We start from the raw sequence: 16,997 nt of genomic DNA, 5'->3' as shown, positions 1-16,997 counted from the left end.
CCCGATTCGACGCCCCGGTGGTGGACGGCGGGCTGGAGGCCGAGGTCCGCCGGACCTCCGGCGTGCCGACGAGCTGACGGCCGTGGCGACGTCGAACGCGGCGCCGGTGGCGCTGGTGCTGCGCGCCCTCGGGCTGGGCGACCTGCTGGTCGCGGTGCCCGCGCTGCGGGGTCTGCGCAAGGCCCGTCCCGAGCACCGGATCGTGCTGGCCACACCGGCGCCGCTGGTCGGGTTGGCCGAGCTGACCGGGGCGGTGGACGAGGTCCTGCCCACGGCCGCCCCGCACGAGCTGCGTCCGACGTGGGACGGCCCACCGGACCTGGCGGTGAACCTGCACGGCGCCGGACCGCAGAGCCACCACGCCCTCGACGCCCTGCGCCCGCGCGCCCGGATCGGCTTCGGCGGTCCGCCCGGCTGGGACGGACCGACCCACGCACAGGTCTCGGCCGGGCACCCGCACGAGCGGGAGCTGTGGTGCACGATGCTCGCCCACCACGGCATCCCCGCCGACCCCCTCGACCTGCGGCTGGATCCGCAGGCGCGGGCGGCCCCGGCGGTGGTGGTGCACCCGGGGGCGGCGTTCGGGGCCAAGCGGTGGCCCGCGGAGCGGTTCGCCGCGGTCGCCGCCGCGCTGGAGGGGCCGGTGCCGGTGGTCGTCACCGGCTCCGCCGAGGAGCGGGAGAGCGCTCAGCGGGTGGCCGGGGCCGCGGGCCTGCCCGCGGAGCGGGTGCTGGCCGGGCGCACCTCGATCCGCGAGCTGTGCGACGTCGTGGCCGGGGCCGCGCTGGTGGTCAGCGGCGACACCGGGATCGCGCACCTGGCCGCGGCGTTCGGCACGCCGTCGGTGGTGCTGTTCGGGCCGGCCGAGCCGCGCCGGTGGGGCCCGCCGCCGGGCCCGCACCGGGTGCTGACCGCCCCGCAGCTGCGCCGCGGCGACCCGTTCGCCGACGACCCGGACCCCGCGCTCCTGGCCGTCGGGGTCGAGGAGGTGCTCGACGCGGCGGCGCGGGTGCGCCGCTGACAGCGGTCACCCCCGCTCGTCACACCTGCATGCTGACCTGCCGCCAGGCGCCGTCGCGCCAGGCGACGCTGCGGGCCCCGCCGTCGGCGACGAACCGGGCCGCGACCTCGTTGGCCGAGCGCAGCGCGTCCGGCAGCGGCGCGGCGGCGCCCAACCGCGCGGCGAGCGCGCCGGCGAAGGCGTCGCCCGCCCCGCACGGGTCGCCGTGCGCGACGGCGGGTGCGGGCACCGGGTGGGGGTCGAGCCCCGCGCGCACCAGCACGGCGCCCTCCGCCCCCACGGTCACCGCGACCGCGACGCACGCCCAGCGCTCCAGCAGCGCGCCACCGGTCCCGCTCGCCGACCCCGTCGAGTGGCCGGCCGCCCGCCGGGCCTCGGCCAGGTTCGGGGTGGCCACCGCGACGCCGGGGACCGGCGGCGCGCCCTGCGGGTGCGGGTCCCAGACGACCGGGGTGCCGCGCTCGACGGCGCGGGCGAGCGCGTCGCGCACCGACGGGTCGGCGGTCATCCCGCGGCCGTAGTCGGACACCAGGACCGCGCCCGCACCGGCCAGCGCGTCGGCCAGGCCGGCGGGCGCGAACCCCTCCGCGGTCGGTCGGCCCGAGCCGGTGTCCGTGCGCAGCAGCGGCCGGTCGCCGTCGAACCACCGGCGCTTCACCGGGGTGCCGCCGGTGGCCGGGGCGGCCACCAGCCGCAGCGCGGGCTCCAGCAGCTCGCGCAGCCGCGTCCCCCCGCCGTCGCCGTCCAGGGCGGTGACCAGCGTGACCGGGACGCCGCGGGCGGCCAGCAGCGCGGCGGCCAGCGCCGCACCGCCGGGACGGTCGGTCTCGTCGGCGACGTCCAGCACGGGCACCCCGGCGTCGGGACTGGTCCCGCGCACCTTCCCCACGACGTCCACGTCGAGCAGCGCATCGCCGACCACCACGACCGGCCGGGCGCTCACGCCTGCTCCGCGGGGCTGTGCCGGACCCGGTCGACGATGGCGGTGGTGGAGTGGTCGGACAGGTAGTCCAGGATGCGCACCTCGCCGCCCTGCGCCTCGATCACCGGGGTCTCCGGCAGCATCTGGGCGGTGTAGTCGCCGCCCTTGGCGTAGACGTCGGGGCGGGCCTGCTCCAGCAGCGGCACGGGGCTGTCGGTGTCGAACCAGGTGACCAGGTCGACCGCGGCCAGCGCCCCGATCACCCCGGCCCGGTCGGCCAGCGGGTTGATCGGGCGGGTCGGACCCTTGAGCCGCGACACGCTCGCGTCGCTGTTCAGCGCCACGACCAGCAGGTCGCCCAGTTCCCGTGCCTGCTGCAGGTAGGCCACGTGCCCGCGGTGCAGCACGTCGAAGCAGCCGTTGGTGAACACGATCCGGTCCCCGGCCGCGCGGCGCTCGGCGAGCACCGCGAGCAGGTCGGCGTGGTCGAGCAGCCGCCCGCGGTCGACCGTGGCCAGCCGGGCGACCAGCGCCCCGGTACCGCACACCGCCGTCGCCGGCCGCCCGACGACGACGTCGGCGGCGGCCTGGGCCAGCGCGGTGGCCGGACCGGGGTCGACGTCGCAGGCCCGGGCCGCGGTCCAGGCCGCGGCGAACTCGTCGCCCGCCCCGCAGGCCCGCGCGGCGGGCGCGGGCGCGGCGGCGGGCGCGCGCCGCGGCGGACCCTCCGGCGGCAGCCACAGCACGCCGTCGACGTCCAGGGTGAGCAGGACGTGCCCGCCCCCGGCCGCCGACACCAGCCGGTGCTGCCGGGCGGCCCCCCAGGACGCGCGGTCGTGGTCGGGGACCGGTTCGCCGAGCAGCCCGGCGGCCTCCTCGACGCTGGGGGTGACCGCGTCCGGGGCCAGCTCGGCCCAGCGGCCGAGCTCGTGGGCGTCGACGACCAGCAGCGGGATCCGCTCCCGGGCCCGGCGCACCCGGCGCCGGACCGGCCCGTCGAGGGCGCCGAGCCCGTAGTCGGCGACCAGCACCGCGTCCCACGGCTCGTCCAGGGCCGTGCTGGCCTGGTCGGCGAGCGCCCGGGTGACCGCCTTGTCCGGGGCCGGGGGCAGCACGTCGTAGCGGGCCACCAGCTGCTCGTCCGGCTCGCCCGCCAGCACCCGGTGCTTGGCCGCGGTCGGCCGGGCCGGATCGATGACCCACCGGTCGGTCCGCACCCCCGCCTCGGTGAGTGCGCGGCGCAGCGTGCGGCCCGTCCGATCGTCGCCGACGGAGGTCACCAGCTCGGTGCGGGCGCCCAGGGCGGCCAGGGCGGCGGCGACGTTGGCCGCGCCGCCCGGGGCGGTGCGGCGCCTGCCCACCTCGACCACCGGCACCGGGCCGTCGCGGCCGGTGCGGTGGACCTGGCCGCTGTCCCAGCTGTCCAGCAGGGCGTCGCCGAGCACCAGCACCCGGGGCGCGCGCTCGGCGATCAGGCGGGCCAGCCGCGGCTCGGCCGGGTCCAGGCGGACCGCCCGCTCGTCGGTGGGCGCGGCGGTCACGGCCACGACGGCTCGACGGACGGGGTGACCACCAGCTCGCGCAGCTCGACGCCGGCCGGGCGGCCCAGCGCGAACAGCACGGCCGCCGCCACCTGCGCGGGGTCGTTGAGCACGGCGTCCGGGCCCGGCTTGTACTGCTCGGTGCGCCCGTCGAAGAACGCGGTGTCCATGCCGCCGGGCACCAGCAGCGTGACCCCGACCTCGCCGGCCAGCTCGGCGGCCAGCGCGCGCGTCATGCCGACCACGCCGAACTTCGACGCGCAGTACGCGCTGGCGTCGGGGAGCGCGCGCAGCCCCAGCGTCGAGGCGACGGTGACGATCCGGCCGCGGGTCTCCCGCAGCGCCGGCAGCGCCGCGCGGACCACCGCCGCGGTGCCGAACAGGTTCACCCGCACGACGTTCTCCCAGTCGTCGGCGGGCACGTCCTCCAGCCGCCCGCAGGCGTCGGTCCCGGCGGCGGTGACGACGCCGTCCAGCCGGCCGGCGCGCTCGATCACGGAGGTCACGGCGGCCTCGGCGGCGCGGGTGTCGGCCAGGTCGGTCACGGCGGTGAGGGCGTCGGCGAGCGCGGGGTCGGATTCCCGCGGGTCGACGCGGTCGAGCAGCAGGGGGGTGCCCCCGGCGGCCGCGACGGCGCGGGCGACGGCCCGGCCCAGGCCGGACGCGGCCCCGGTTACCAGCACCGTGCCGACGGATGGTGGGGCGGTGGGGGTGGCCCCCGGGTGCGTGCGGATGTCGGAGGAGGTCGAAGTGGTCAAGAGCTGTCTCCGCTCGGTCGTCGGGGATCGTCGGGTGGTCAGGACGCGGCCAGCGGGGCGCCGGTCTGCCGCGCGGGCAGCGCCGCCTCCAGCGCGCGGCAGAGCATGTGGATCGCGGCCAGGTGCGTCTCCTGCACGGTGGCCGTGTCGCCGGGCACGCTCACCGCATCGGTGCACAACCGGGCGAGCGGGTTGGGACCGGGGCCGGTCAGCGCCCAGGTCAGCGCCCCGCAGCCGCGCCCGGCCCGCGCGGCCTCGAGCAGGTTGGGGCTGCGCCCGCTGGTGGACATCAGCAGCAGCACGTCCTCGGGACGGGCGTGGGCGCGCACCTGGCGGGCGTAGACCTCGTCGTATCCGTAGTCGTTGGCGATCGCCGTCATCGCCGAGGTGTCGCCGTGCAGGACGATCGCCGGCAGCGGCACCCGCTCGCCCTCGAACCGGCCCACCAGCTCCGCGGTCAGGTGCTGCGCCTGCGAGGCGCTGCCGCCGTTGCCCGCGGCGAGCAGCCGTCCGCCGGTGGTCAGCCGGGTGGCCAGCTCGGCGCCCCACCGGGAGAGCGTCCCGCTCGCCGCGCGCAGCGCGGGCAGCGCCGCGGCGAGCCGGTCGACGTGGTCGATGAGCAGCTGGGGGCCGTCCTGCACGGCCGTCGGGGGGGTCACCGGTCCCACCCGTCCGCCCCGGCGCCCGCCAGGTCCGCCTCGTGGTCCAGCCCGCGGTCGACGTGGGCGCCCTGGCCGACCAGCACGTCGCGGTAGACGGCCTCGGTGGCCGTGGCGATGCGCGGCCAGCTGTAGCGGGCCAGCGCCCGGTCGCGACCGGCGATGCCGAAGGAGTCGCGGGCGCTCCGGCTGCCCAGGAGCTCGCGCAGCGCCTGGGCGAGCGCCCGGGGCCGCCGCGGCGGGACGTGCACACCGGTCACCCCGTCGACCACGGTGTCGCGGATGCCGCCGACCGCGGTGCCGACCACCGGCCGCCCGCACGCCATGGCCTCCAGCGGCACCATCCCGAACGGCTCGTACCACGGCGCGCAGACCACGACGTCGGCCGAGCGCAGCAGCGCGGGCACGTCGGCGCGGGCCACGGCGCCGAGGAAGCGCACCCGGTCGGCCACCCCCGCCCGGGCCGCCACGCGGCGGAGCCGGACCAGCTCCGGGTCGGTGGTCGGGTCCTGCCCCGGCGGTGGACCACCGCCGACGAGCAGCTCGGCTTCGGGCACCCGGGCCAGCGCGGCGATCACGTCGTCGACGCCCTTGCGGGGCACCAGCCGTCCGACGGTCACCACCCGGGGCCGGTCGCCGCGGGCGAGCGCGGGGCCGTGCGGGGTGAAGGTGTCGACGTCGACGCCGCAGGGCACCACCGAGATGTGCCGGCGGGACCCGCCGAGGCGCAGCAGTTCGAACACCTCGTCCTCGCAGGTCGCGATGATCCGGTCGGCCCGGCGGGTGATCACCTGCTCGGCCGGGGTCCGCCCGTTCGGGCTGGTGTCCTGCTCGCCCTGGTGGCGGCGCTTGACGTGGCCGAGCGCGTGGAAGGTCTGCACCAGCGGCACGTCCAGCCCGCGCACCGCGGCCGACGCGGCCAGCCCGGACATCCAGAAGTGGGCGTGCGCCAGGTCCGGTGGATCGGCCCGCCACGCCCGCTGCAGCTCCTCGGCCAGCTGCGGCACGTGGCCGACCAGCCGGTCCTTGGGCAGCGGTCTGGCCGGACCGGCGGTCACGTGGTGCACCTCGACGCCGTCCATGTCGACGACGTCGGGCAGGTCGGGGTCGTCGCGGCGGGTGTGCACCCGCACCCGGTGCCCGGCCGCGGCCAGGGCCCGGCTCAGCTCCCGGACGTGCACGTTCTGCCCGCCGGCGTCCGGTCCTCCCGGTCCGGCCAGCGGGCTCGCGTGCTCGGACACCATCGCGATGTGCATGCTCAGCTCCTTGCGGGGACGGGGTGGGTGGACCCGGCGGAGGCGGGGTGGCGGAGCGGGGCGGACGCGACCTCGGGCAGCAACGCGTCCCAGTCGGCCAGGAACCGGTCCAGCCCGTAGCGGCGCAGGACGGCGTCGCGGGCGCGCCCACCGGCGGCGGTCGCGGCGGCGGGGTCGGCCATCAGCTCGCGCAGCCCGGCGCGCAGCCGGGCCGGGTCGGTGGAGCGCACGCCGACGCCGTCGGGGACGGCCTCGGCGGCCTCGGTCGTGTCCAGCACGACCACCGGCATGCCCAGCGCCATGGCCTCGAGCAGCGACAGGCCCAGCGACGTCCACCGGGCCGTGTGCAGGTAGGCGCGGCGGCGGGCCAGCTCGTCGTGCAGGCGGTGCTGCGGCAGGTCGGCGACGGCCCGGACCCGGGCCGCGACCGCCGGGTCGACCCCGACGTCGCGCAGGTGGTCGGGCAGGGCGTCGACGCCGATGCCGAACACGTCGATCGGCGCCGCCGCGGCCAGTCCGGGCAGCAGGTCGGTCCCGGTGATCCGGCCGCGGCGGACCGGTTCGTTGATCACCGCGGCGGCCGCGTCCAGCTCACCGGTGTAGCGGTGGCCGGGGTCGATGATCCCGTGCTCGACCACCGCGGTGCGGGTCGAGCCCGCGTCCCACATCAGCGCGTTGAACGGGGTGACGTGCACCAGCAGCAGGTCGTCGCGGTCGGCGACGGGGTGCCGGCTGGTGGCGGCGTGCCCGCGGGGGGCGTTGTGCTCGAGGTAGAGCGCGGGCACGTCGCGGCCGGGGACGCGGCCCAGCCAGCGGGCGGCCAGCTCGATCTCCTCGGGGCGCTGCAGCACCACGACGTCGACGTCGGCGTCGGCCAGGTCCTCCGGCGCCACCTCGACCGCGTTCGCCGGCCAGTCCCACGCCGCGGGCCTGCCGCCGCCCCACGGGCCGCGCTCGGGCAGCGTGGGGATGAGGTAGTCGTGCCCGCCCTGGACGAACGAGGTCGTCCAGGAGCCGTGCACGTGCCAGATCAGGATGCGCACGCGGGAACCTCCGGGTCGTCGATCAGCTGCTCGACGGCGGCCAGCACGTCGGTGGGGCGCACCCCCGCCAGGCAGGGGTGGCCGGGCACCGGGCACTCCCGGGCGCGGGTGTCGCGGCACGGCGCGCCCTGGTCGCCGAGCAGCACCTGGGGCACCCGGTGGGGGCGCCAGCGCACCGCGGGCACGACCGGCGCGAACAGCGACACCACCGGGGTGCCGACCGCCGCGGCCAGGTGCGCGGCCGCGGTGTTGCCCACCACCACCGCCGACGCCCCGGCCAGCACGCCGGCCAGCTCGGCGAGGCCCGTGCGCCCGCCCAGGTCGGTGCCGCGCCGTCCGGCGACCTCCGCGGTGAGCGCGCGCTCGTCGGGACCGCCGGTGACCAGCACCGGGCGACCCGCGGCGACCAGCAGCTCGACCGCTTGCGCGGCCAGCGGTGCGGGCCAGCGCCGGGCCGGTACCGCGGCCCCTGGGTGCACCACGACGTAGGGCCCGGCCGGGCGCAGGTGGGCGACGTCCGGGGGTCGGCGCACGGCGAGCGCGCCGTCGTCGCCGGGCGGGGCGGGGAACCCGGCGGCCCGGGCGATCGCCAGCATCCGCTCCGGCTCGGGCTGGTCCTCGTCGAGGGTCTCGCCCGGGCGCAGCCGCACGTCCAGCAGTGAACCGGGGTAGTCGACCGACGCGCCGGAGATCCGCCTGACCCCGGCCAGCCGCAGCGCCACCGCCGTCGGCAGCGGGGACTGGTGGAACGAGGTGAGCACGACGGCCTCGTCGAACCGGCGGGCGGCGATCGTCGCGACCACCTCGGCGAAGTCCTCCGGTCGCAGCGGGGGCGGGTCGCCGAGCACCCACGGGCAGGCCCAGGTCAGCACCTCGTCGACGCCGGGCAGCAGCCGAGCCGCCGGCGCGCCCGCCGGTCCGCACAGCATGGTCACCGAGGCGCGGGCGGCGATGGCGCGGACCGCGGGCCCGGCCAGCAGCACGTCGCCCGCACCGTCCAGCCGGACCACCAGCGCGCGGCTCATCCGGCGGCCCGCACCGGGTCGGCCGCGCCGTGGAGCAGGTACTCGACCGCGCTGACCAGGTCGGGCCGCACGACGGGGGCCCTGCGGATCTCCTCGGGCCGGGTGACCGCGGTCGGCACCAGGACGGCCGCGGCGCCGATGGCCAGCGCGGCGTCGACGTCGGCGCCGATGTCGCCGACCACCGCCATCCGCTCCGGCGCCACGCCCAGCTCCTCCGCGGCGTCGAGCAGCATCCCCGGGCGCGGCTTGCGGCAGCGGCACCCGTCCTCGGGGGCGTGCGGGCAGTACCGCACCGTGTCGAACGGACCGAGCAGCCGCTCGACCTCGTCGAAGACCGCCGCGGCGGCGTCGGGGCTGATGAGCCCCCGACCGATCCCGGACTGGTTGCTCACGATCCCGATGGGTATGCCCGCCGCACGCACCATGGCCAGCGCCGCGGGTGCGGTCGGCATCACCTGGACGAGACGGGGGTCAGCGCAGTAGGGCACGTCGAGGACGAGCGTGCCGTCCTTGTCGAACAGCACGGCTTCGTACCCCGGGCGGCGGGGAGCGGAGCTCATCACGTCGACCGTGTCGCCGCCCCCGACTGCTTCAAACGCGCGCGCGCTGACTACTACTCAGAGTAGGGGTTTGCTACGAATCGTGACTGGCTGCAACGGAACCGAGAACCGGGGCCTGACCAGGCAGGGAGCTCCGTGCGCCGGCCCGGACCCGGACAGTCCGGACAGGACGGTGCCGCGAGTGCCCGACGGCCCTGGTCGGACGGGATCGGGAGATCGCCCCCGGCGCGTGTCCGGCGACCGCGGCCCCGGCTCTACCATCCCGTGGTGCACGCCAGCGACGACCTCGATCCGTTCGGCCACCTGGACACCTCGGCGCTGCCGCCGCGCCAGCAGCGGATCCTGGTCGCGATCCGGGACTTCGTGGTCCGCCACGGGTACGCGCCGGGCACGCGCGAGATCGGCGACGCCGTCGGCCTGCGGTCGGCGTCGTCGGTGTCCCGGCACGTGGCGAGCCTGGAGGAGAAGGGCTTCCTGCGGCGGGGCGCTGCCGTGTGCCGGCCGATCGACGTGCGGCTCTTCCTGCGCGAGCCCGGGCAGCGGGCGGCCGCGGCCGACTCGGTGGCCGTCCCGGTGGTCGGCGACATCGCCGCCGGCTCCCCGATCGTGGCCGAGCAGCACGTCGACGACGTCCTGACGCTGCCCCGCGAGCTGGCCGGGCGCGGCACCGCGTTCGCGCTGCGGGTGCGCGGCGACTCGATGGTCGACGCGGCGATCTGCGACGGCGACACCGTCGTGGTGCGCCAGCAGTCGGAGGCCCACTCGGGCCAGATCGTCGCCGCGATGATCGACGGCGAGGCGACGGTGAAGGTGTTCCGCCGCCGCAACGGGCACATCTACCTGGAGCCGCGCAACCCCGCCTACGACGTCATCGACGGCGACGAGTGCGTCGTGCTGGGGATCGTCGTCTCGGTGCTGCGCAGCATCTGAGGGGAGGGGACCACTAGGGTCACGCTCCGTGGTGAGCGAGGCGCTGACGGCGTGGCTGCACGAGTCCGACCCGGCGCTGCGCTGGCAGGTCGAGCGCGACCTGCTGGGCGAGGAGCCCGGCGTCTGGCGGGCGACGCGAGCGCGGGTCGCGACCGAGGGCTTCGGCGCGCGGCTGCTCGCGCTGCAGGACCCGGACGGCCGGTGGGCCGGTGGCGCGTACTTCCCGGCGGGCCACGACGAGGCGGCCGAGGACGGCCAGCCCTGGACGGCGACCACCTGGACGTTGAACTCGCTGCGGGAGTGGGGCCTGGACCCGGCCGTCCTGCGCGAGCGCCGCACGGCCGAGCTGCTCGCCCAGAACTGTCGCTGGGAGTACGACGACCTGCCCTACTGGGGCGGCGAGGTCGACTGCTGCATCAACGGCTGGACGCTCGCGAACGGCGTGTGGCTCGGCGTGGACGTCACCGCCGTCGCCGACTGGTTCGTCGAGCACCGGCTGCCCGACGGCGGCTGGAACTGCGAGTGGGTCGAGGGGTCGACGCGCTCGTCGTTCCACTCGACGCTCAACGCGCTCAAGGGCCTGCTGGCCCACGAGGTCGCCACCGGCGGCACCGACGCCACCCGCGCCGCCCGGCGCTCCGGGGAGGAGTACCTGCTGCGGCGCGGGCTGTTCCGCAAGCTCTCCACGGGCGAACCGGTGGCGCCCTGGGTCGACCACTTCGCCTACCCGTTCCGCTGGTTCTACAGCGTGCTCAACGCGGCGGAGTACTTCCGGGAGGCGTCGCTGCGCGACGACGTGCCGCCGGACCCGCGGCTGGCCGAGGCGATGGAGATCGTCCGGGCCGCCCGCCGCCCCGACGGCACCTGGCTGCAGGACCGCAGGCACCCCGGGCGGGTGTGGTTCGAGGTCGACGCGGCGGCGGGGGAGCCGTCGAAGTGGCTGACCCTGTCCGGGACCCGGGTGCTCGGCTGGTGGGACTCCCGCACGCCGTAGGGGCGCCTACCTCCGGGTGATCGTCAGTGGGTGCGGGCTGAGCGCGGCGAGGCCGTCCTCGCCGTCGAGCACCTCGCCCGGCGCCGCCACCCCGACCACCGCCGACCGCCCGTCGACGAGGCGGGCCGCCACCTCCACGACGATCGGCGCCGAGACGGCGTAGATGTCGCGCCCGCCCGCCGCCACCCGGCGCTCCTCGGTGCCGCGGCGGGCGACGACCTCGACCAGGAACCGCTGCGCGGAGCGCCCCGAGTCGTCGACCGCGCGCGGCGGCGGGGTCGCGGGGTCGCGCAGGTCCTCCAGCGCGGCGAGGTCCAGGTAGGTCCGGATGGTCGACGCCGGGAGGTGCCGGGCCATCGTGATGATCTCGGAGAAGGAGGTCGCCACCACCTGCCGCGGCCCGAGCGGGTCCGGGAACGGCCAGGTCCGGGCGGGTGGCGAGAGCGGAGCCGGGGCCAGCCGACCATCGCTGACCACCAGCCGCGGCGCGGTGTTGCGCCGTCCGGTGGTGCGGGTGCCAGCGGTCGGCCACCACCGGTCCAGCCCGATCCCCACGGTGATCTCGTCGGCGCCCTCCCAGCCCGCGGTGGCCGCGGTGGCCAGCAGGTCGGGCAGCCCGCCGTAGAAGGCCGCGGCGGGGACGACGGCGACACCGGCCGCGCGGGCGCCCTCGTCGGCGTCCCGGTAGAGGGCCTGCACCGAAGACTGCTCGGCGGTGACGTCGAGGTAGTGGGCCCGGCCGGCGACGGCCGCCGCGGCCACCGGCCCGGCGGTGTCCGCGAACGGGCCGGCGCAGTTGACGACGGCCGCGGCGCCGGCGAACGCCCGCCCCAGCGCCACCGGGTCGTCGACGGCCGCCGGGCGCGCGTCGAGGTCGGGGGAGTCGGCGGCGAGCGCGGCGAGCCGGTCGGGGTCGCGCCCGGACAGCACCGGCACGAGCCCGCGCCGGAGCAGCTCGGCGGTGACGAACCGGCCGGTGTGGCCGTAGGCCCCGTACACGACGACGGACCGCGCGGGCTGGTCCCGCCGCGTCGAGGGGGCCGGGCTGGGGAGTCCTTCCACGCCGATGAGCCTGGTCGCGGGCGTGCGCGGGCTCCACCGCCGGACGCGACGTCTCTCGTACAGTTCCCGACATGCGCCGGGTAGCGCTCGTCGTGCACGAGCACACGATGCTGTTCGAGCTGGCGATCGCCGCGGAGGTGTTCGGCGTGGACCGCGCCGACCTGTCCCCGAGCGGGCGGTGGTACGACCTGACGGTCTGCACGCCGGACGGGGCGCCGTCGCCGTGGCTGCCCGACGTCCCCACTGCGGACCTCTCCGCGCTGCGCGACACCGACACCGTCGTCGTCCCCTCCACCAGCGACCCGGACGCCGCACCCGACCCGGCCCTGCTGGCCGCGCTGGTCGCCGCGCACGACCGCGGCGCGCGCGTCGTATCGCTGTGCACGGGCGCGTTCCTGCTGGCCGCCGCGGGCCTGCTGGACGGGCGCGAGGCCGCGACCCACTGGCAGCACGCCGACCAGCTGGCCGCCCGCCACCCGCGCGTGCGGGTCCGCGACGACGTCCTCTACGTCGTCGACGGGCGGGTGCTGACCTCGGCGGGCAAGACGGCCGCCCTGGACCTGTGCGTGCACCTGGTGCGCGCCGACCACGGCGACGCCGCGGCCAACGGCCTGGTCCGGCGGTTGGTCGGGCCGGGGCCCCGGACCGGCGGGCAGGTGCAGTTCATCGCCCGCCCGCACACCCCGGACGGCCTCGCGACGGCGCTGGAACGGGTCCGGGCGCGCCTCGACCGCCCCTTCTCCGTCGCCGACCTCGCCCGCGAGGCCGGGCTGAGCAGCCGCCAGCTGGCCCGGCGCATGCGCGCCGAGGTCGGGACCGGCCCCCTGTCCTGGCTGCTCCAGCAGCGGCTCGCGCTGGCCAGGGAGCTGCTGGAGGACACCGACGCCAGCGTCGAGCAGATCGCGGCGCGCTGCGGCCTCGGCACCGCCACCACCCTGCGCCGGCACTTCCGGCGCAGCGTCGGGACCAGCCCGACCGCGTACCGGGCCGCGGTCGACCGGGCTCGGCCGGCGGCCCGTGGCCACTAGTCTCGGACCGGTGGACGACTCGCCCCCGCCTCCCGGGGACCGCCGACCCGGCGTGAACCGCCCGATCCTGCTGGGAATCCTGCTGCTCGCCGCGGGTGTCCTCGCCCTCGACCAGCTCACCAAGTGGTGGGCGGAGTCGACGATGGCACCGGGGGAGGCGACGCCGGTGCTGGGCACGTTCATCCAGTGGCGGTTGATCTACAACCCGGGTGCCGCCTTCGGCCTGGCCTCCGAGCTGACCTGGATCCTCACCTGCATCGCCGCCGTCGCGGTCGTGGGGCTGGCGGTGTTCGCCCCGCGGGTCGTCACCGTGAGCTGGGCGATCGGGGTGGGGGCGCTGCTCGGCGGCGCCACCAGCCACCTGGGCGACCGGTTGCTGCGCGAGCCGGGGTTCGCGCGCGGCCACATCGTCGACTTCATCGACTACAACGGCTGGTTCGTCGGCAACGTCGCCGACATCGCGCTGGTGGGCGGGGCCGTCTACCTCGTGCTGCTGACGTTCCTCGGGATCGACCACCGCCCCGCGGCGGAGCCGGTCGCGCAGAACTGACGGTGGTCGGCGTTAGCCTCAGCAGATGACCAGCGTGATCACGACGTCCGCCGAGCTGCGGAGCCTGGTGGCCGAGCCCCACCCCGCGGTCGCAGGCAAGGCCGTCTCGCGCATCGACGACACCTCGCGGCGGTTCCTCGAGTCCAGCCCGTTCTTCCTGCTCGCGACGACCGCCGCCGACGGCACCTGCGACGTCTCGCCCCGCGGCGACCCGCCCGGCCGCGGGGCGCTGGTCCTGGACGAGCACACGATCGCCATCGCCGACCGCAAGGGCAACCGGCGCCTGGACAGCCTGACCAACATCCTGCAGAACCCGCGCGTCGGCCTGCTGTTCCTGGTCCCCGGGTACGGCGACACGCTGCGGCTCAACGGCACGGCGCGGATCGTCACCGGGGCTCCGTACCTGGAGCGGATGGCCGTGCGCGGCAGCGTCCCGGTGCTCGCGGTCGAGGTGCTGGTCGAGGAGCTGTTCCTGCACTGCGCGAAGGCGTTCGCGCGCTCGTCGCTGTGGAACGCCGCGAGCTGGCCCGAGCGCGCGGCGGTGCCCACGGCGGGGGAGATCGTGCGGGGTCAGCGCGGCGCCGAGGTGTCCGCGGCGGCCGTCGACGAGATGCTGGCCCGCGACGTGGCGACCAACCAGTACTGATCCCGCGGCCGTCGGTGCCCGCACCCCGCGGGCCGCCGGCTCACAGCGGCTCGACGACCTGCGCCTCGTCGGGGATGCCCACCTCGACGGCGTCGGGCGGACCGCCCGAGCGCGACCACCCCCGGTACCCCCGGAAGGCCATCGGGAGCCCCTGGGCGACGCGCGCGTCGGCGGCGTCCATGACCTGGACGTGCACGTGCGGCTGGGTCGAGTTGCCCGAGTTGCCGCACTCGCCCAGCTCCTGCCCGACCGCGACGGCCTCGCCCTCCCGCACCCGGACCGTGCCGGCGCGCAGGTGGGCCAGCAGCACGTACCCCGCCCACCGGCCAGTTCCACGATCACGTGGTTGCCGGCGACGGCGCCGCGCCCGCGCGGACCCGCGACGCCTCGGTCAGCGCGTAGGGCAGCAGCGCGAGCTGCGAGCGCCGCGCCTCGTGGTCGGTCTCGCCGTCGTGCGCGGTCACCACCCGCCCGGCCGCGGGCGCCAGCACGGGCAGCCCGAACGCGTAGAACCGCTCGGGCGGCTCGGTGGCCAGCACGGTGCGATCCAGGTGCCGCGGAACGGCAGCTCCAGCACGATCCGGTCGGCGGACATCGCGGCCCCTCGGCGTCGTCTGCCTGGTGTCGTCTGCTCGGGCCGACGCTACCGCCGCCGCGGCCGGGGCCCACCCGCACGACGGACTCGGGCCCGTCCGCGGGAGCGAACCCGTAGGTTGCCGGTGACGGGGTGATGCGGACGGCCAGGAGGACGTGGATGGAGCCGGTGCGGTTCGGGCTGGTCGGGTACGGCTTCGGCGGGCGGTACTTCCACGCCCCGCTGATCGCCTCGGCGGCGGGGTGCGAGCTGGTCGCGGTGGCGACCGGGTCGGCGCAGCGGCGGGAGCAGGTGGCCGCGGAGCTGCCCGGCACGGCCACGGTGGCCGGGCTGGAGGAGCTGGCGGCCGCGGGCGTGCGGGCGGTGGCGATCTCGACCCCCGCCGACACCCACACCGCGCTCACCGAGCGGGCCCTGCGCCTCGAGCTGGCCGTGGTGTGCGACAAGCCCTTCGCGCTGGACGCCCGGGCCGCCCGGGGCAGCGCCGAGCTGGCCGAGGAGCTCGGCCTCGCGCTCAGCCCGTACCAGAACCGGCGGTGGGACTCGGAGTTCCGGACCGTGCGCCGGCTGGTCGAGGAGGGTGCGCTGGGCGAGGTGACCCGGTTCGAGTCGCGGTTCGAGCGGTTCGCCCCGCAGGCCGGCCCGCCCGCCGCGGGCGGCGGCACCCTGCTCGACTTCGGCAGCCACCTGGTCGACCAGGCGCTCGTGCTGCTGGGCCCGGTCGAGTCCGTCTACGCCGAGCTCCGCCGCCGGGAGTCCGGCCTCGACGACGACGTGTTCGTCGCGCTCACCCACCGCGGCGGCGCGCGCTCGCACCTGTGGGGCAGCTGGAGCCAGGCCGCCCCCGGCCCGCGCTACCGGGTCACCGGCACCACCGGCAGCTGCGTGATCGTCGACGGCGACGGCCAGGAGGAGGCCCTGGTCGCCGGCCGGACGCCGGACGACGATACCTGGGGGACCGAGCCGCCCGGGTTCCGCGCCCGGCTGCACCGCGGCGACACCGACGAGCCGCTGCGCCCGGAGCGGGGTCGCTGGGACACCTTCTACCCGGCGTTCGCCGCGGCGGTGCGGGGCGAGGGCCCGGTGCCCGTCGCCGCGCGGGACGCGGTGGCCACCGCGACCGTCCTGGACGCGGGGGGGGGCCGGCCCCCCGCCCGGGCGGGCCGCCGCGGCGGCGGGGGGGGGGGGCGGCCGGCGCCCGCCGCCGCGCGGGCCGGGCTCCCCCCCGCCCCCGGCCTGGCCGCGGCGCTGCGCCGCGCCACCACCGGGGAGGTCGTCCGGATCGGCGGTTGAGCGGTCCTCGCCGGCGCCCGGCGATCCGACCGATGAGTTCCGCGCCGCACTACCGTCTACCCCGCTGAGCCCACGGCCGAGGCCCACTGGAGGACCGTCCGGATGACCCGAGCACTCGACGCGACCCGCGGCGCCGACGCCACCGCCGACGCCACCGCCGACGCCACCGCCGACCTGGAGCAGTTCCGCGGCGAGCTGATCGGCTACTGCTACCGGATGCTCGGCTCGGTGTTCGACGCCGAGGACGCCGTGCAGGACACGCTGGTGCGGGCGTGGCGGGCCCACGACCGGTTCGACGGGCGCTCCAGCCTGCGCACCTGGCTGTACCGCATCGCCACCAACGTGTGCATCGACCTCGGCAAGGCCCGCGGCCGGCGCGCCCTGCCGATGGACCTCACGGCGGCCTCGACCGCCGACGCCCTGGTCGGGGACCGGCTGCCGGGCCGGACGTGGGTGGAGCCGGTTCCCGACGGCCGCGTCCTGCCGCCCGTCCCGCAGGACCCGGCCGAGGAGGTGGCCACCCGCGAGTCGGTCCGCCTCGCCTTCGTCGCGGCCCTGCAGCACCTCCCGGCCCGCCAGCGGGCCGCGCTGATCCTGCGCGACGTGCTGCGGTGGTCGGCCGCCGAGGTGGCCGAGCTGCTCGACTCGTCCACCGCCGGGATCAACAGCGCGCTGCAGCGCTCCCGCTCGACGCTGGCCGAGCGCGGTGGCGGCTCCGGCGACGGGCTTCGCGGCGACGGTGGAGGCGGGGACGGGCAGCACGCGCTGCTGGCCCGCTACGTCGAGGCGTTCGAGCGGTTCGACCTCGACGCGCTGACCGCGCTGCTGCACCTCGACGTGACGCTGTCGATGGCGCCCTACGCCACCTGGCTGCACGGGCCGGCCGAGCTGCGGCGGTGGTGGTCGGGGCAGGGCAGCGGCTGCCAGGGTTCGATGCTGTGCCGGGTCACCGCGAACGGTTCGGCCGCGTTCGGCCAGTACCGGCCGGGCGGGGTGCCGTGGGCGCTGCAGGTGGTCGAGGTGGCCGACGGGCGGATCTCGAGCATCACCTCGTTCCTGGACACCGAGCGGCTCTTCCCGCTCTTCGACCTGCCCCCGCGCGTCGAGGCCTGAG

19 protein-coding genes are annotated in these 16,997 nt (G+C 77.4%); 8 read left to right on the top strand and 11 right to left on the bottom strand.

Features of this window, described 5'->3' with window-relative positions:
- Positions 1-82: 82 nt before the first annotated feature.
- Complete coding sequence (locus KDL28_RS05890; protein WP_252436184.1) at positions 83-1,021, top strand: glycosyltransferase family 9 protein; 939 nt, start codon at positions 83-85, stop codon at positions 1,019-1,021.
- Positions 1,022-1,040: 19 nt separating this feature from the next.
- Here the strand turns inward: KDL28_RS05890 and KDL28_RS05885 are convergent, their stop codons facing one another.
- The 8 genes from KDL28_RS05885 to KDL28_RS05850 form a co-directional block, all read right to left on the bottom strand.
- A complete protein-coding gene (locus tag KDL28_RS05885) occupies positions 1,041-1,964 on the bottom strand; it encodes a PfkB family carbohydrate kinase (RefSeq protein WP_252436183.1) in 924 nt (307 codons plus the stop codon).
- A complete protein-coding gene (rfaE2, locus tag KDL28_RS05880; protein ID WP_252436182.1) occupies positions 1,961-3,490 on the bottom strand; it encodes a D-glycero-beta-D-manno-heptose 1-phosphate adenylyltransferase in 1,530 nt (509 codons plus the stop codon). The genes KDL28_RS05885 and rfaE2 overlap by 4 nt, the downstream gene beginning before the upstream one ends.
- Positions 3,481-4,218, bottom strand: a complete 738-nt coding sequence (locus KDL28_RS05875; protein ID WP_252436281.1) for an SDR family oxidoreductase — start codon at positions 4,216-4,218, stop codon at positions 3,481-3,483. Before KDL28_RS05875 ends, rfaE2 begins: the two co-directional genes overlap by 10 nt.
- A gap of 62 nt (positions 4,219-4,280) precedes the next feature.
- Complete coding sequence (locus tag KDL28_RS05870; RefSeq protein ID WP_372496899.1) at positions 4,281-4,865, bottom strand: D-sedoheptulose-7-phosphate isomerase; 585 nt, start codon at positions 4,863-4,865, stop codon at positions 4,281-4,283.
- A gap of 32 nt (positions 4,866-4,897) precedes the next feature.
- Entirely contained in the window at positions 4,898-6,157 is a 1,260-nt protein-coding gene (locus KDL28_RS05865; RefSeq protein ID WP_252436181.1) for a glycosyltransferase, read from the bottom strand.
- Between the two features lie 2 nt (positions 6,158-6,159).
- Positions 6,160-7,200 carry a glycosyltransferase gene (locus tag KDL28_RS05860; protein ID WP_252436180.1) on the bottom strand — a complete coding sequence of 347 codons (1,041 nt, stop codon included), beginning with the start codon at positions 7,198-7,200 and terminating at the stop codon, positions 6,160-6,162.
- Positions 7,188-8,225, bottom strand: coding sequence for a glycosyltransferase family 9 protein (locus tag KDL28_RS05855; RefSeq protein WP_252436179.1), 1,038 nt, complete (start codon positions 8,223-8,225; stop codon positions 7,188-7,190). Before KDL28_RS05855 ends, KDL28_RS05860 begins: the two co-directional genes overlap by 13 nt.
- A complete protein-coding gene (locus KDL28_RS05850) occupies positions 8,222-8,785 on the bottom strand; it encodes a D-glycero-alpha-D-manno-heptose-1,7-bisphosphate 7-phosphatase (RefSeq protein WP_252436178.1) in 564 nt (187 codons plus the stop codon). Before KDL28_RS05850 ends, KDL28_RS05855 begins: the two co-directional genes overlap by 4 nt.
- Before the next feature lie 267 nt (positions 8,786-9,052).
- On the opposite strand from KDL28_RS05850, the gene lexA reads away from it, so the two are divergent.
- Together lexA and KDL28_RS05840 are read left to right on the top strand one after the other, a co-directional pair.
- On the top strand, positions 9,053-9,715 hold the full coding sequence (gene lexA / locus KDL28_RS05845; RefSeq protein ID WP_252436177.1) for a transcriptional repressor LexA: 663 nt from the start codon (positions 9,053-9,055) through the stop codon (positions 9,713-9,715).
- Positions 9,716-9,743: 28 nt separating this feature from the next.
- Positions 9,744-10,709: a prenyltransferase/squalene oxidase repeat-containing protein gene (locus KDL28_RS05840; RefSeq protein ID WP_372496893.1), complete on the top strand. Its 966-nt coding sequence runs from the start codon at positions 9,744-9,746 to the stop codon at positions 10,707-10,709.
- Between the two features lie 6 nt (positions 10,710-10,715).
- On the opposite strand, the gene KDL28_RS05835 is transcribed toward KDL28_RS05840, so the two are convergent.
- The gene (locus KDL28_RS05835; RefSeq protein ID WP_252436176.1) at positions 10,716-11,771 is read right to left on the bottom strand and encodes a saccharopine dehydrogenase NADP-binding domain-containing protein; all 1,056 of its coding nucleotides are present in this window, start codon (positions 11,769-11,771) and stop codon (positions 10,716-10,718) included.
- A gap of 71 nt (positions 11,772-11,842) precedes the next feature.
- Here KDL28_RS05835 and KDL28_RS05830 point away from each other — a divergent pair, with 71 nt between their 5' ends.
- Genes KDL28_RS05830 through KDL28_RS05820 form a run of 3 tightly spaced genes read left to right on the top strand, consistent with a single transcriptional unit; the run spans position 11,843 to position 13,995 of the window.
- Entirely contained in the window at positions 11,843-12,799 is a 957-nt protein-coding gene (locus KDL28_RS05830; RefSeq protein ID WP_252436175.1) for a GlxA family transcriptional regulator, read from the top strand.
- A 52-nt stretch (positions 12,800-12,851) separates the two neighbouring features.
- Positions 12,852-13,349, top strand: coding sequence for a signal peptidase II (locus KDL28_RS05825; RefSeq protein ID WP_252436174.1), 498 nt, complete (start codon positions 12,852-12,854; stop codon positions 13,347-13,349).
- Between the two features lie 25 nt (positions 13,350-13,374).
- Positions 13,375-13,995, top strand: a complete 621-nt coding sequence (locus KDL28_RS05820) for an MSMEG_1061 family FMN-dependent PPOX-type flavoprotein (RefSeq protein ID WP_252436173.1) — start codon at positions 13,375-13,377, stop codon at positions 13,993-13,995.
- Positions 13,996-14,035: 40 nt separating this feature from the next.
- Here KDL28_RS05820 and KDL28_RS05815 read toward each other — a convergent pair whose 3' ends face one another.
- On the bottom strand, positions 14,036-14,305 hold the full coding sequence (locus tag KDL28_RS05815) for a M23 family metallopeptidase (protein ID WP_252436172.1): 270 nt from the start codon (positions 14,303-14,305) through the stop codon (positions 14,036-14,038).
- A 28-nt stretch (positions 14,306-14,333) separates the two neighbouring features.
- Positions 14,334-14,534, bottom strand: coding sequence for a hypothetical protein (locus tag KDL28_RS05810; protein WP_252436171.1), 201 nt, complete (start codon positions 14,532-14,534; stop codon positions 14,334-14,336).
- A gap of 215 nt (positions 14,535-14,749) precedes the next feature.
- Between KDL28_RS05810 and KDL28_RS05805 the strand changes: the two genes are divergently transcribed.
- Together KDL28_RS05805 and KDL28_RS05800 are read left to right on the top strand one after the other, a co-directional pair.
- On the top strand, positions 14,750-15,883 hold the full coding sequence (locus tag KDL28_RS05805; protein ID WP_252436170.1) for a Gfo/Idh/MocA family protein: 1,134 nt from the start codon (positions 14,750-14,752) through the stop codon (positions 15,881-15,883).
- A 102-nt stretch (positions 15,884-15,985) separates the two neighbouring features.
- A complete protein-coding gene (locus KDL28_RS05800; protein ID WP_252436169.1) occupies positions 15,986-16,996 on the top strand; it encodes a sigma-70 family RNA polymerase sigma factor in 1,011 nt (336 codons plus the stop codon).
- The last annotated feature ends 1 nt before the right edge of the window (position 16,997 follow it).

The sequence above is a fragment of the Pseudonocardia humida genome (genome assembly GCF_023898865.1).
In the GTDB taxonomy this organism is placed as follows: Bacteria; Actinomycetota; Actinomycetes; order Mycobacteriales; family Pseudonocardiaceae; genus Pseudonocardia; species Pseudonocardia humida.
This window is presented reverse-complemented; position numbering and strand designations above follow the sequence as displayed.